Origin of the sequence: Ensifer sp. Root142 (genome assembly GCF_001426785.1) — a bacterium.
GTDB lineage: Bacteria > Pseudomonadota > Alphaproteobacteria > Rhizobiales > Rhizobiaceae > Ensifer > Ensifer canadensis.
The window spans coordinates 1-11,922 of the sequence record NZ_LMFK01000037.1 but is presented as its reverse complement, the minus strand read 5'-3'; the positions used below and the strand labels follow the sequence as shown (position 1 = coordinate 11,922).

The 11,922-nt window shown below is 57.6% G+C and carries 11 protein-coding genes and 3 pseudogenes; 4 read left to right on the top strand and 10 right to left on the bottom strand.

Annotated elements, in window-relative coordinates:
• Positions 1-131 precede the first annotated feature (131 nt).
• A pseudogene (locus ASD52_RS28465) lies at positions 132-548 on the top strand (helix-turn-helix domain-containing protein); the annotation flags it as partial.
• 250 nt (positions 549-798) lie between these two features.
• Here the strand turns inward: ASD52_RS28465 and ASD52_RS28460 are convergent.
• The 5 genes and pseudogenes from ASD52_RS28460 to ASD52_RS28440 all read right to left on the bottom strand — a co-directional run bounded on the left by ASD52_RS28460 (position 799) and on the right by ASD52_RS28440 (position 6,157).
• The gene (locus ASD52_RS28460; RefSeq protein WP_057226370.1) at positions 799-1,191 is read right to left on the bottom strand and encodes a type II toxin-antitoxin system VapC family toxin; all 393 of its coding nucleotides are present in this window, start codon (positions 1,189-1,191) and stop codon (positions 799-801) included.
• The gene (locus ASD52_RS28455) at positions 1,191-1,433 is read right to left on the bottom strand and encodes a type II toxin-antitoxin system prevent-host-death family antitoxin (RefSeq protein WP_057208155.1); all 243 of its coding nucleotides are present in this window, start codon (positions 1,431-1,433) and stop codon (positions 1,191-1,193) included. Before ASD52_RS28455 ends, ASD52_RS28460 begins: the two co-directional genes overlap by 1 nt.
• 127 nt (positions 1,434-1,560) lie before the next feature.
• Positions 1,561-1,809, bottom strand: a pseudogene (locus ASD52_RS28450) (transposase); the annotation flags it as partial.
• Positions 1,810-1,931: 122 nt separating this feature from the next.
• A complete protein-coding gene (locus ASD52_RS28445) occupies positions 1,932-5,042 on the bottom strand; it encodes an efflux RND transporter permease subunit (protein WP_057226366.1) in 3,111 nt (1,036 codons plus the stop codon).
• Positions 5,042-6,157 (bottom strand): efflux RND transporter periplasmic adaptor subunit, encoded by a 1,116-nt coding sequence (locus ASD52_RS28440; protein ID WP_057208152.1) that lies wholly within the window; start codon positions 6,155-6,157, stop codon positions 5,042-5,044. Before ASD52_RS28440 ends, ASD52_RS28445 begins: the two co-directional genes overlap by 1 nt.
• Positions 6,158-6,256: 99 nt before the next feature.
• On the opposite strand from ASD52_RS28440, the gene ASD52_RS28435 reads away from it, so the two are divergent.
• The gene (locus tag ASD52_RS28435) at positions 6,257-6,841 is read left to right on the top strand and encodes a TetR/AcrR family transcriptional regulator (RefSeq protein WP_057208117.1); all 585 of its coding nucleotides are present in this window, start codon (positions 6,257-6,259) and stop codon (positions 6,839-6,841) included.
• A 178-nt stretch (positions 6,842-7,019) separates the two neighbouring features.
• Positions 7,020-8,317 (top strand): annotated as a pseudogene (gene fabF / locus ASD52_RS37945) (beta-ketoacyl-ACP synthase II).
• A 183-nt stretch (positions 8,318-8,500) separates the two neighbouring features.
• Here fabF and ASD52_RS28425 read toward each other — a convergent pair.
• Both ASD52_RS28425 and ASD52_RS28420 read right to left on the bottom strand, forming a co-directional pair.
• Positions 8,501-8,908, bottom strand: coding sequence for a type II toxin-antitoxin system VapC family toxin (locus ASD52_RS28425; protein ID WP_057226362.1), 408 nt, complete (start codon positions 8,906-8,908; stop codon positions 8,501-8,503).
• Positions 8,908-9,162 carry a type II toxin-antitoxin system Phd/YefM family antitoxin gene (locus ASD52_RS28420; protein WP_057208114.1) on the bottom strand — a complete coding sequence of 85 codons (255 nt, stop codon included), beginning with the start codon at positions 9,160-9,162 and terminating at the stop codon, positions 8,908-8,910. Before ASD52_RS28420 ends, ASD52_RS28425 begins: the two co-directional genes overlap by 1 nt.
• A 511-nt stretch (positions 9,163-9,673) precedes the next feature.
• Between ASD52_RS28420 and ASD52_RS28415 the strand changes: the two genes are divergently transcribed.
• Entirely contained in the window at positions 9,674-10,069 is a 396-nt protein-coding gene (locus tag ASD52_RS28415) for a PRC-barrel domain-containing protein (protein WP_057226360.1), read from the top strand.
• A 175-nt stretch (positions 10,070-10,244) separates the two neighbouring features.
• On the opposite strand, the gene ASD52_RS28410 is transcribed toward ASD52_RS28415, so the two are convergent.
• The 3 genes from ASD52_RS28410 to ASD52_RS37940 all read right to left on the bottom strand — a co-directional run bounded on the left by ASD52_RS28410 (position 10,245) and on the right by ASD52_RS37940 (position 11,768).
• Complete coding sequence (locus ASD52_RS28410; RefSeq protein ID WP_057208110.1) at positions 10,245-10,565, bottom strand: hypothetical protein; 321 nt, start codon at positions 10,563-10,565, stop codon at positions 10,245-10,247.
• A gap of 560 nt (positions 10,566-11,125) precedes the next feature.
• Positions 11,126-11,239, bottom strand: coding sequence for an ATP-binding protein (locus tag ASD52_RS40655; RefSeq protein ID WP_272502216.1), 114 nt, complete (start codon positions 11,237-11,239; stop codon positions 11,126-11,128).
• Positions 11,214-11,768 (bottom strand): ATP-binding protein, encoded by a 555-nt coding sequence (locus ASD52_RS37940; protein ID WP_272502215.1) that lies wholly within the window; start codon positions 11,766-11,768, stop codon positions 11,214-11,216. The genes ASD52_RS40655 and ASD52_RS37940 overlap by 26 nt, the downstream gene beginning before the upstream one ends.
• Between the last annotated feature and the right edge of the window lie 154 nt (positions 11,769-11,922).

The following is an 11,922-nucleotide window of genomic DNA, read 5'->3' as shown; positions in this document are numbered from 1 at the left end:
CAAAGTGACATTTCTACTTTGCGCCAACGTGACAGTTCAACCTTGCTGCCACATCTCGTGTAGCCGGGTACATTCTATTTTCAAGTGCGACATGCCAATGATTTCAATGGTTTCCCCTTGGAGATTTTGGGATGTCACGAAGCTATTCGCAGCTGAATCTGGCGGATCGCCGCCGCCTCTATCACTTKGTCGAACGCAAGGTGCCGATCAATGAAATGGCGCGCCAACTCGGTCGTCACCGTTCCACCATCTATCGCGAGATCAGGCGCAATACATTCCACGATCGCGAACTGCCCGAATACAGCGGCTACTTCCCAACGGTTGCCGACGACATCCGCAAAGAGCGRCGGCGGCGTTTGAGGAAGCTGATGCGGCACCCGCAATTGCGCGCACTGGTCATCGAGCAGCTGGAGGCGCTGTGGTCACCGGAACAGATCGCCGGTCGCCTGTTCGCCGATGGCGTSAGCGCCGTSCGTGTCTGCACCGAGACGATCTATCGCTTCATCTACGGCAAGGAAGATTATGCGCTGGAGCTCTATCGGCATTTGACAAGCGCCTCCAAGCCTCCTCGATCGCACGCAATTCAACCTTAAGTCTGCGGGAACATCATTACCAAACAAGTAGAACGTCTGGGTACTGAACGCCGGGGGCGCAAATCGTGCGTCCGGCTCGGTGCAATCGCAAAGATAAATGAACGTCCTTGAAGCGCCTACGCCTCGGCGCGACTGAGGGAAACATGAACACGCGGGAATTCGTCCACACCGGCGCGCTCCGAATGAGCGAGCAGGGGATTTCGCGCTATTTTTGCATACAGCGAATGGGAGCTGGATACTGCCCGACCAGTTCATCGACAGTCAACAAGGTGACACCCTCCACGATCGATTGAGCGACTAAAATCCGATCAAAGGGGTCCTTATGGATCGCTGGCAGTCCTTCCACCGCTACTGCGTGTGCGCTGGTGATTGGGAGCTCTTGGTAGCCGTTATCGATGAGACCGCGGCGAAGTAGTCGTGGATCTACGGTAAAATCGGCCCGGCCAAGTCCGCGCTTGATGGCCACCTCCCAAAGACTCGCCGCGCTAAATAGCAAGACATTTTCGGTATTCTCGATTTCAGCCAGAGCGGCGGGCGGCAGCTTCCCAGGCTCTCCCGCAGCCCAAAGCAGAAGATGCGTATCCAGCAGGAGTTTCATCATTCGCCGCCAAACAGTTTCTCGATATCTTCGCCACCCATACGATCGAAGTCTTCCGGTACGGAAAACTGCCCCGCCATGAATCCGACGCGACGAGTTTCGTCGGCGGTAGGAGTCTCGACCGCGACGACCTTCACCAAAGGCTTACCCGATTTGGCAATGATAAAGGACTCGCCTTTCGCTGCTTTCTCAATGAGCCGGGACAAATGAGTTTTCGCCTCGTGAATATTTACAGTGTGCATGGCCCTACCTCGAACTTAGTCTCATAAACTTAGTTCGACTTCGGCCTGATAGCAAGCGTAGCCCCGCGAAGAATCGACTTTGACGCCAAGCGGCCCAGAGAAGGACTAGGCTGTAGTGGCGAATTAATCATTTGAGCCAGAGCATGATGCTTGCGAGATTTATGAAGCCGAGGAAATTGGGCGGCGAGCTTGTCATAGCGTGTTGCGATGCGTCGCCATTGTTTGAGTTTGGCAAATCGATGCCCCATCGCTGTTTGTAAGCGATACGATCATAGACATGTTGATGCTTGCGATGCCGGCGCGGCGGAACGACTGGTTCGCCGCCTTGATCAAGGATGAGGTCATGCCGGCTGTCTGCATCATAAGCGCGATCGGCTGTCTTCCGGTAACCGATGCGGCGAAAGTGTCCTTCCGTCACATCGAGTATACGCTCGCGCCACATCTCGACTTCGGTGCCCGTGCGCCCCTGTGGGATCGTGATACGTGGCATGGACGCCCCTATTCTGCCGCCAGCGCCATCGGCTGTGCCAGATGTTCGACCGTTTCCTCTTTCCCATCTGCTTTGGGTGGCTTGATACGGAACCACACGGCATACAGGGCCGGAAGGAAGAGCAGGATCATCACTGTGCCTACCGCTGTGCCACCGATCAGAGTATAAGCCATCGATCCCCAGAACACGGAATGGGTCAAAGGTATGAAGGCCAGGATTGCCGCGAGAGCAGTCAGGATGACAGGGCGCGTGCGCTGCACAGTGGCTTCGATGACAGCATGGTAGCCATCGAGACCAGCCGCCTGGTTCTCCTTGATCTGCTCAGTGAGGATCAACGTGTTTCGCATCAGGATGCCTGCGAGCCCGATCAATCCGAGAATAGCGTTGAAGCCGAATGGCTGATTGAACAAGAACAAGGTCGGAACCACCCCGGCAAGACCAAGCGGTGCGGTCAGCATCACCATTGTCATTGTCGATAGACTGCGAACCTGCAGGATGATGACGATCAACATAGCTGCGATCATCAGTGGGAAAACCTGCACAAGGGCAACGTTGGCCTTCAGGGACTCCTCGATGTTGCCGCCCATTTCGATGCGGTATCCAACTGGAAGCGATGCGATCAGCGGCTGAAGGGCCTTCATGACCTGTTGCGAGACCTCCGGAGGCTGTGTCGCCTCGTTGATGTCCGACCTGATGGTGATGACCGGGGTCCGGTCGCGGCGTTTCAGGATCGGTTCTTCGAAGCGGATCTCGGAATGCCCCATCTGATCCAGGGGAACCTGGCGGCCATTCCGGCTCATCAGCGAAAAGTCGGCAAGCCTTGATGGATCGAGGCGATTTTCGCCAGCGCTGCGTGCGACAACAGGCACGTTGCGGATATTGTCGCGAACCTGTGTGACAGGAACACCGCTGAGCAGCAACTGCATCTGCTGAGCCGCTTCCGACGGTGAAAGACCGATCAGATTAAGCCTCTCCTGATCCGAAATAAAGCGTAACACCGGCGTACGGTTGCCCCAATCCCGGTTGGCCTGACGGACATCGGGCACAGTTTTCATAATTGCCAGAGCTTGCTCGGAAATCTTGTAGAGTTCATCCTGATCAGGCCCCATGATCCGGAACTCGACTGGGAACGGCGTATACGGTCCAAATACGAGCTGGGTCACGCGCACGGAGGCCTCGGGAACAAGACCCTCCGATATTGCGGCACGAAGGCGGTGCTTCAGTTCTTCGCGTGCATGGGCATCCGGCGTCAGCACGACGACCTTGGCGAAGGCGGGATCTGGCAATTCCGGAGCCATGGCAAAGAAGAACCGGGGTGCGCCCTGCCCCACATAGCTAGTGACGATCTTTGTCTCTGGCTGAGCCTGTAGCCAATCTTCGACTTTCTTCACCGCCGATGATGTGGCCTCGATGCCCGTGCCTTCGGGCATGCGCACTTCAACCAGCACCTCGGGACGGTCCGATGTCGGGAAGAACTGCTGCTTCACACCGCCCATCCCGACGACCGAGGCGGCCATGGCGATGCCAACCACGGCGCATACCATAAATTTATGCCGGACGGCGAACTCGATGACGGAACGCAGGCGACGGTAGTTCGGCGTATCGTAGATGGCGTGATGACCGCCCTCGACTGGCTTGATTTTTGGCAGCATCTTTACGCCAAGGTAGGGCGTAAACGTCACCGCGACGATCCAGGATACGATCAGCGCGAAACCGACGACCCAGAAGATATTGCCAGCGTACTCGCCAGCGGTTGATTTTGCAAAACCCACGGGCATCAGTCCGATGATCGTGACCAGCGTGCCCGATAGCATCGGCGCCGCGGTATGGCTCCACGCATAGGCGGCCGCCTTGATGCGGTCCATGCCCTCTTCCATCTTCACGACCATGACTTCTATCGCGATGATGGCATCGTCAACCAGAAGCCCCAGTGCAAGGATCAAAGCGCCGAGCGTGATGCGATCGAAAAACCGCCCTGTTTCCAGCATGATGAGGAAGACAACCGCAAGTGTGAGCGGCACGGCAAGGGCCACGACGATACCGACACGCCAGCCCAGTGCAACCAGGCTTACCAACAGAACGACACCAAGCGCCATTGCGAACTTGAGCATGAACTCACCGACCGCCTCATCGATGTTCACGGCCTGATCGCTGACCTTAGTGAGAGTCATGCCCAGCGGCAGTGTCTGCGCGATCGCGGCGGACCGAGCCTCAAGCGCCTTGCCGAGATCCAGTCCGTTCCAGCCCGCTTGCATCACCGCGCCGAGCATGATCGCGGGTTCGCCCTCATGGCGGATGACATAGGTTGCGGGGTCCTGATAACCGCGTCGCACATCGGCCAGATCGGAGAGCTTAAGTGTTCGTCCAGCAGCAACAATGGGCGTGTCGGCAATCGCCTGCACGCTGTTGTAGGCCCCGTCGAACCGGATAAAGACCTGTGGCCCTCTGGTGTCGATTGAGCCCGCGGGCGTGACTGTGTTCTGTCTCTGTAAAGCAGCAGCGATATCCTGCGCCGATATTCCAAGTGTTGCCAGCTTGGCATAGGAAAATTCGACGAAGATCTGTTCTGGGCGCTCTCCGAGAATGTTGATTTTCTTAACTCCGGGGACATGCAGGAGATCCTGGCGGATGACCTCGGCCTGCCGGACGAGGTCGCGCATCGGCATCCCGTTCGCCTTCAATGCGTAAAGGCCGAAGCTGACATCGGAATACTCGTCGTTGACAAACGGGCCAATAACGCCCGGGGGCAAATTTGGGGCTTCGTCACCGAGCTTCTTGCGCGCCTGATAGAACTCCTCGTCGACGGCAGATGCTGGCGTATTGTCTTTGAGCGTGACCGTCAGGAAGGCGTAACCCGGTCGCGTTGTCATCTCGACGCGGTCGTACCAGGTGAGTTCCTGGATACGCTTCTCTAGGGGCTCTGCCACAAGATCCTGCATTTCGCGCGCTGTGGCACCCGGCCAAACTGATGTGACCGTCAGTGTCTTGATGGTGAAGGAGGGATCCTCGGCGCGTCCCAGCTTGACGAAGGCGTAGGCGCCCGCAGCTGCCAGCAGAACGATGAAGAACAAGGTAGCGGCGCGTTCGCGAACGGCGATGGCGGAAAGGTTGAAGTTCATTACTTTGTCACCTCTTGCTGAGAGGCAACCCTGACGGTGGCGCCATTTTCAAGCAGATGCGCGCCGAGAGCGACAACCTGTTGGCCAACCCCCACTCCGATAACAAACGCCGTCTCTTCGCCGATCCGCTTCACTTCGATCGGAGTAAACTTCACGGATGAAGATGTGTTATCGACCACCCACACACCTGTCCGACTACCATCGTCCAGGATAGCGCCCACTGGTACGGCAACCTCCGATTGGCGGTCAGCATCTAGAATTCTGATTGTCACAGTCGAGCCAATCGGGGCTGAGGCCGCGTTGCCTTCGAGAATATAACGCGCCTCGTAAGTCCGAGTTTGGGGATCGGCAGAATCGGAAATCTGTCGCAGCCTTGCCTTCCCGCTTAGACCCTCGCCTCCATAGACACTGGCCTGCGCTTCGGAACCGATCTTCGGCCGCAGGGTCTCTGGTAGCCAGACAACAGCTTCACGCGGCCCCGCCTGGGCAAGTTGAATGACGGTCTGACCCGCTGCAACGACCTGCCCGGGATCTCCGAGAGTATCGACGACAATTCCATCCGAATCTGCTAGAAGAACGGTATAGCTGGCCGCGTTTTCCGCGACCTCGGCTTCCGCTTCAGCTGCTGCAAGTTGTGCCATGGCAGTGTCGAGCGCCGCCTTAGCTTGTTCATAGCGCTGTGGAGTGGCCGCCAATCCATTTTTTACCAGCGCCGCATAGCGCTTTTCGTCTGCTTGCACCTGGATCAGAACGGCGCGTGCTGCGGCAGCGGTATTGCGCTTCGCTGTGAGCGCAAGCTGGAGATCGGTCTCGTCAATGCGCATCAGAGCCTGACCTTGCCTGACCTGCTGTCCCACATCCACCATCCGCTCAAGGATCTTGCCCGGAACTCGAAATCCGAGATTGCTCTGTACCCGGGAAGCGACCGCGCCGGTAAACGAGCGTTCCGCTGTTCCAGTCCTCGCCGCCTCAGCCACTCTTACCAGTGGTGAAGCCGTCCTTGGGTCAGCAGCCTCGGCCTCCCGTCTGGCGGGTTCGAAAACCAGGAAAAAGGCACCGGCTGCCGCTGCCGCTGCCACGAGACCTACGAAAGTCAGGACATGTTTGCGTTTCATTTTCAGTTTCTCTTCTTGACCGGCGACGCGGATAATTTAGATTGCGATCTAACTCTATTTGCATTATAGATGTCAAATGAAATCTAAACGGAGGTCGATATGAGAGTGAGCCGGGCACAGGCCGAGGAGAACCGTGAGACGGTGATCAACGTCGCAAGTCGTCTTTTTCGAGAACATGGCTTCGATGGCATCGGGCTCAAGGATCTGATGAAGGGTGCTGGCCTTACCCAAGGTGGTTTCTACAAGCAGTTCGCGTCGAAGGACGACCTTGCTGCGCTGGCCTCGAGGCGCGCAATGGAAAGTGCTACCCGAAGATGGTCAGCGGCGGCGGCGAACAGTCCGGATCCGCTTGAAGCCGTCATGGAGTTCTATCTCTCCTCGGACCACAGAGGCGAAAAAGCAGAGGGTTGCCCTTTGGTGGCGTTGGGATCGGACGCGGCTCGCCAGAGCGAAGAGGTAAGGCGCCCGTTTGAAGTCGGGATCCGGGCTCACTTTGAGGTTCTGGATGAACTGATCGGCGAAAAGGACTCTAATCCCAGCAGTAGGGCGATGGCCATACTGTCACTCATGGTGGGGGCCGTTACGCTGTCACGGATCATGGAAGACCAGAATTTGTCGCAAGGGATCCTCGACGCGGCGGCCAGCGAAGTCAGAAGCATTGCGCGCGGTGACGATGTCGTCTGAAGGCTGAGCTGGTTCGATAACTCGGCGCGAATAAGGACCAGCTTTAGATACCGCCCGGTTCGGGTGAGAGCGTCTTCGAGGCCGTACGTACTGCATGTTTTAACAACAGACCCTGACCGCATCGTCGGCCGGGAGGCTAGAGGCATGCCTATTTTAAACTGAATACAGGTGAGAACACATGCGTCGTATCGTTGTAACAGGAATGGGAGCTGTAAGTCCCCTTGGTGCGAATGTCGGTATCTCCTGGTCGCGCCTGCTTGCGGGTGAAAGTGGTATTCGGCGACTGGGTGACGACGTCGTTGGGGACCTGCCTTCGAAAATTGGAGGTGTGGTCTCCTCGTTCACTGAGGATCAAGAAGGCGGTTTCGATCCCGACACGATCATGGCTCCGAAGGACCAGCGCAAGGTCGACCGGTTCATTATCTTCGCACTGGCGGCCGCTGAAGAGGCCCTCGCGCAGGCGAACTGGAACCCGACCTCGAATGAAGACCGGCTACGTACCGCGACGATCATCGCGTCGGGCATCGGCGGCTTCCCCGCAATCACCGAAGCGGTGCGCACCGTCGATCAACGTGGTGTGCGTCGTCTTTCACCCTTCACTATACCGTCGTTTCTCGTCAATCTCGCAGCGGGGCAAGTCTCGATCCGCCATGGCTTCAAAGGCCCCCTCGGCGCGCCCGTAACGGCATGTGCTGCTGGCGTTCAGGCAATCGGCGATGCCGCCAGGCTCATCCGCGCCGATGAAGCCGATATTGCGATTTGCGGTGGGACAGAAGCCTGCATGAATATCGTCAGTCTTGGTGGTTTCGCAGCTGCCAGATCGCTGTCGACCAGCTTTAACGGAGCACCAAGCCGGGCATCGCGTCCCTTCGATATGTCACGCGATGGCTTCGTCATGGGCGAAGGAGCCGGCATGCTCGTCATCGAATCCCTAAGCCACGCGCTTGCTCGCGGCGCCACGCCACTTGCTGAACTGGTCGGATATGGCACGACTGCTGACGCCCATCACATAACGTCCGGACCCGAAGACGGGACCGGCGCGCGCAGAGCCATGGAGATCGCTATTTCACAAGCTAGAATTTCTCCGCTTGAGATCGGTCATCTGAACGCGCACGCCACCTCGACACAGGTCGGGGATCTCGGTGAAATCAGGGCGATCAAGAACGTTTTTGGTTCCAAAATGACCGTGGCTGTCAGCGGGACGAAATCGGCCACGGGGCACCTGCTCGGCGCGGCCGGAGGACTGGAGGCCATATTCACGATTCTGGCGCTCAGCAACCAGGTCGCACCACCGACCTTGAACCTGAATGCTCCGGATCCGGAGCCGATGGTATCGATTTCGTCGCGAACGAAGCGCGACACCTGGACACTGAATACGCCATATCGAATGGCTTCGGCTTTGGCGGGGTCAATGCCAGTGCACTCTTCCGGCGCTGGACAGAAGGGGGCGCCGGCCGCGCTCCGTCAATCGGCTGACGCTAAGCTCGCTCCCAGAACACGTGAAACTGTGTCTTTGCCGCGGGTGACATTCTATGAAGGGTCGGGAAGACAACAGTCGATAACATTTTGCAACTTCAGAGGTCTAAAACAGGAAACCGGCACGCCATCGAATGGACACAGTGAATGCCGGCATGCAACGGGTGATCGACGCCGAGCGGCTCACGCCGAGCTCTCCCAAGGGTTGATCACGGAGGCGTCTGTGTCTTCGAAATCCTTGACGTTGCGTGTGACAAGGATGAGATCGTGGACGATCGCAGTCGCGGCAATCAACCCGTCGATATCGCCGCAGGGGCGGATTGCCGCGATGCGGCGCCATTCGACCGCGATTTGGTTGGTTATCGGCAAAATGCGGTCGCCATGGTCGTGGCGCAGCTTGCGCAACCATTCGGTGAAGTGCGCGGCAGTCTTTGGATCCGACCTCTGTTTCAGGGCAATGCCGCGCATGATTTCGCCGAGGGTAAGCGCACTCAGGTGGATGCTGAGCGGATCGACAGAGCGCAGCCAAGACACCGCCTGCGGCGTGCCGCGTCGCGCCTCTGAGACGATGTTGGTGTCAACCAGATACATCAGAAGGCCACATCGCGGCTTGGCGGCTTGGCGCGTACATTCCCCACATCAGCGAACTGATCGTCCCAAGCGGGACCGCCCAGCAGATCGTCGACCAGCGTTGGCCGGCCGGCGCGCAGAGCGTCGTAGTCATGAGCGGACAGCACGACGGCTGTGCGCTCACCGCGCAGCGTGACAATCTGCGGCCCTTCATGGCGCGCCTTCTGCACCACCTTCGAGAATTGGTTCTTGGCGTCCTGCAGTTGCCATTCCATAGTTTCGCTCCATTTTGGCTAGACTGTCTAGCTATATAGTCCTTGTCTGCCCTTGAAAGTGCCAATGCACCAGGCCGATCGACGACCTGCACGCAACGCCACATGATCAGCGATCTCGATAACCGAGCTGCGCCGCAGATCACCCCGCGGGGCACGGGCCGAAAAACAAACTCTGAGCAGAAAAACCGCGGCCAGTGCTTCCGGCCAACGCGTCTCGAAACAGATCTCGAACCGTCTGGGCGACGGCTCGAACCAATTCCGACGTTGTGAGTTGTTTGTATAGACGCAAAACCAAGAGAAGAGAAAACGCCCATGGACTGGGATCGGGCCGAAGACAATTGGAGGTAACTCAAACAGGACTGCCCTGGCATGAACGATTCTGAATCCCCGCAGCCCCCATATTGGCTCAAATAGCGGTGCATGAAACCGGCGTAATTAACTGAGGTCGTTGGAACTTTTGCTCACATCAGGGCGTTTCCGGGTTCATGAACATGCTCAAAGGAGTGGGACCATGCGACGTATTCTGACTGCTGTTGCTGCGACTGCGATGATCTTAGGAACGGCTTCCGCGCAGACGGCCGAAACCACGACCACCGAAACCTTCGTCACCGCCAAGCCGACCGATGTGCTGAGCTACAATCTCATCAATCTCAACGTCACCAACAATGCCAACGAGGCGATCGGGGAGATCAAAGATTTGATCCTGTCGGACGACCAGCTGACGGGGTACATCGTGTCGGTTGGCGGGTTTCTGGGGATGGGAGATCGCTATGTAATTGTGAGCCCGAAGGCCGTCAAAATCACATACGTCGAAAACGACAAGAAGTGGACGGCGGTGATGGACGCGACCAAGGATCAGCTCAAGACGGCCCCGGAGTTCAAATACGAAGGCCGCTGGGAACGCTAGTCCGAGTAGCGGACAAATATAAAGGGTTGAGGACTCCCCCCAAAGCGGAGTCTCAATCCGGAAGGAGCGGTCCTCCAGGCTACGGGCCTGGTCGTCTGACTGCCCGTGAAGGGCGGCCAGGTATTAGAGGGTTAGCGGACGGCGCCATCGTACCTAGTTGCAGTCGAGGTGGTCCCTACTTCGAGAACGGTCTATCCTGATCTTCGCCCGGGGCTTTCATTCTGCCGACCATGCCGGCCAACTCGGAGAAGCATGGAAGATCCGCCTCGGGCTGGCAGCGATTAGCGAGTTGCAGTAGCAGTATCGGGAAACTGATCGCATCACGATGCACCGGCGACAGTCCCTGCCAGGCTTCGCCACCTGTCTCGATCGCCTCAGCCTTTCGCAATGCGATCTCGATGTCTTCGGCCGATAACAGGCCGCGCCGAACCAACACGTGATTGATGGAAGCAATCGCCATCAGTAGCCCTTCGATCTGGAGGTTCGCGAGGTTCATGACTGCCTCCACCTAATAAGTGCACTCCGCGTAAAAAGGCCGGAAACGAAACGCTGAAAGCACTTCTTCCCGGCCTCTCCTCCCTTCCAAGCGGCGCGGAAGGTTGATAAATAAACACTTCCGATGCCGTATTGTTCCCCCTCCTTGTCTTTGCGGACGGCGGCTCGGCGATCGTGGTATCTCGGATCACCTCATTGCGATCTTGATCGCGATCATACTGCACCCTTGATCGACACATTGGTTGCAGAGGTTCGCGCGGCGAGGTCGCAGGCGCCGGGGTCCTGCTGACCATCTGGGCCTGTTGTTTGACGCCACGTCCTAGAGTTCGCAGATGCCTATCGTCATCGGAGTGATCGGCGAGCAATGCTCGTAGCTCCCGCGGGAATGGCATTGGCGCCTGGGCTGGTTTAGCGGCTCAACCGTGCGGATTTCGGTAAATCGGGATAGTCATTTCAGCGGTTGCGGACAAGCGTTTCGCTAAGTCCGGACAAGGGATGCGATCCCCACTCCGGTCGCCTGGTTGCTGTTACGGATGTTGATTTCGGTTATTTCGCAGCCGGTCAAGAGCGTCGGTTTTTTCGTCTCCGCATGCTGTCGCCTTCGAGCGTTGTGCGGTGAGCGTTGTGAACAATACGGTCCAAAATCGCATCAGCCAGAGTGGCCTCTCCGATCATTTCGTGCCGGGCCACGGGAAGCTGAGCCGTGATCAGGTCGATTCCGCCGATATCGCTCCTCGAAGAGTTCTAGCAGATCGAGGCGCTGTCGATCGTTCAAGGTATGTGTTCGCCAGTCATCCAGCACCAGCAAGTGCACGCGCGCAAGCTTATCGACGAGGCGCGGAAAGCGTCCATCCAGCCTGGCAAGTGCGAGGTCCTCAAACAGCGTTGGCTGGACTGAGTCGTTGAGGCGGGCCGCCTGTTGTGCAAAGGCACAAGCAATCCACCTCTTTCCGGTGCCTGTTTGGCCGGTCAGGATTAGGTTCTCGTTTGCCTTCAGCCATGCACCTTGCGCCAGAGATAGGACGTTCCGGCGATCAAGACCGGGGTGAGATCCAAAATCGATGTCTTCGTTCGAGGCATTGGCAAAACAAAGCTTTGCTGTAGCGAGCCTGTTTGTCAGCCGTCGGTCTGTTCTCACGGCTCTCGGTCGAACATCAACCCCTGAGCCTGGACCGCCCAGTGGAGGGAGCCACCAGCGCGCCATAGAGTCCCAGAAACTAAAAGTTGACTTTCGGATCAGTTTTCTCTATCAGCGATTTATCGATATTTGCTTGCTGAACTTTGGTTACCGCGCATTTAGCAACTGCGCCCTGACGAACCTTCCTTTCAAAAATCGCTATCTTCATCCGCAGCGCTTG

Bases quoted from the DNA above. Each gene is read 5' to 3' on its own strand.
- ASD52_RS28460 (WP_057226370.1), bottom strand. From the start codon at position 1,191: ATGAAACTCCTGCTGGATACGCATCTTCTGCTTTGGGCTGCGGGAGAG.
- ASD52_RS28455 (WP_057208155.1), bottom strand. From the start codon at position 1,433: ATGCACACTGTAAATATTCACGAGGCGAAAACTCATTTGTCCCGGCTC.
- ASD52_RS28445 (WP_057226366.1), bottom strand. From the start codon at position 5,042: ATGAACTTCAACCTTTCCGCCATCGCCGTTCGCGAACGCGCCGCTACC.
- ASD52_RS28440 (WP_057208152.1), bottom strand. From the start codon at position 6,157: ATGAAACGCAAACATGTCCTGACTTTCGTAGGTCTCGTGGCAGCGGCA.
- ASD52_RS28435 (WP_057208117.1), top strand. From the start codon at position 6,257: ATGAGAGTGAGCCGGGCACAGGCCGAGGAGAACCGTGAGACGGTGATC.
- ASD52_RS28425 (WP_057226362.1), bottom strand. From the start codon at position 8,908: ATGTATCTGGTTGACACCAACATCGTCTCAGAGGCGCGACGCGGCACG.
- ASD52_RS28420 (WP_057208114.1), bottom strand. From the start codon at position 9,162: ATGGAATGGCAACTGCAGGACGCCAAGAACCAATTCTCGAAGGTGGTG.
- ASD52_RS28415 (WP_057226360.1), top strand. From the start codon at position 9,674: ATGCGACGTATTCTGACTGCTGTTGCTGCGACTGCGATGATCTTAGGA.
- ASD52_RS28410 (WP_057208110.1), bottom strand. From the start codon at position 10,565: ATGAACCTCGCGAACCTCCAGATCGAAGGGCTACTGATGGCGATTGCT.
- ASD52_RS40655 (WP_272502216.1), bottom strand. From the start codon at position 11,239: ATGATCGGAGAGGCCACTCTGGCTGATGCGATTTTGGACCGTATTGTT.
- ASD52_RS37940 (WP_272502215.1), bottom strand. From the start codon at position 11,768: ATGGCGCGCTGGTGGCTCCCTCCACTGGGCGGTCCAGGCTCAGGGGTT.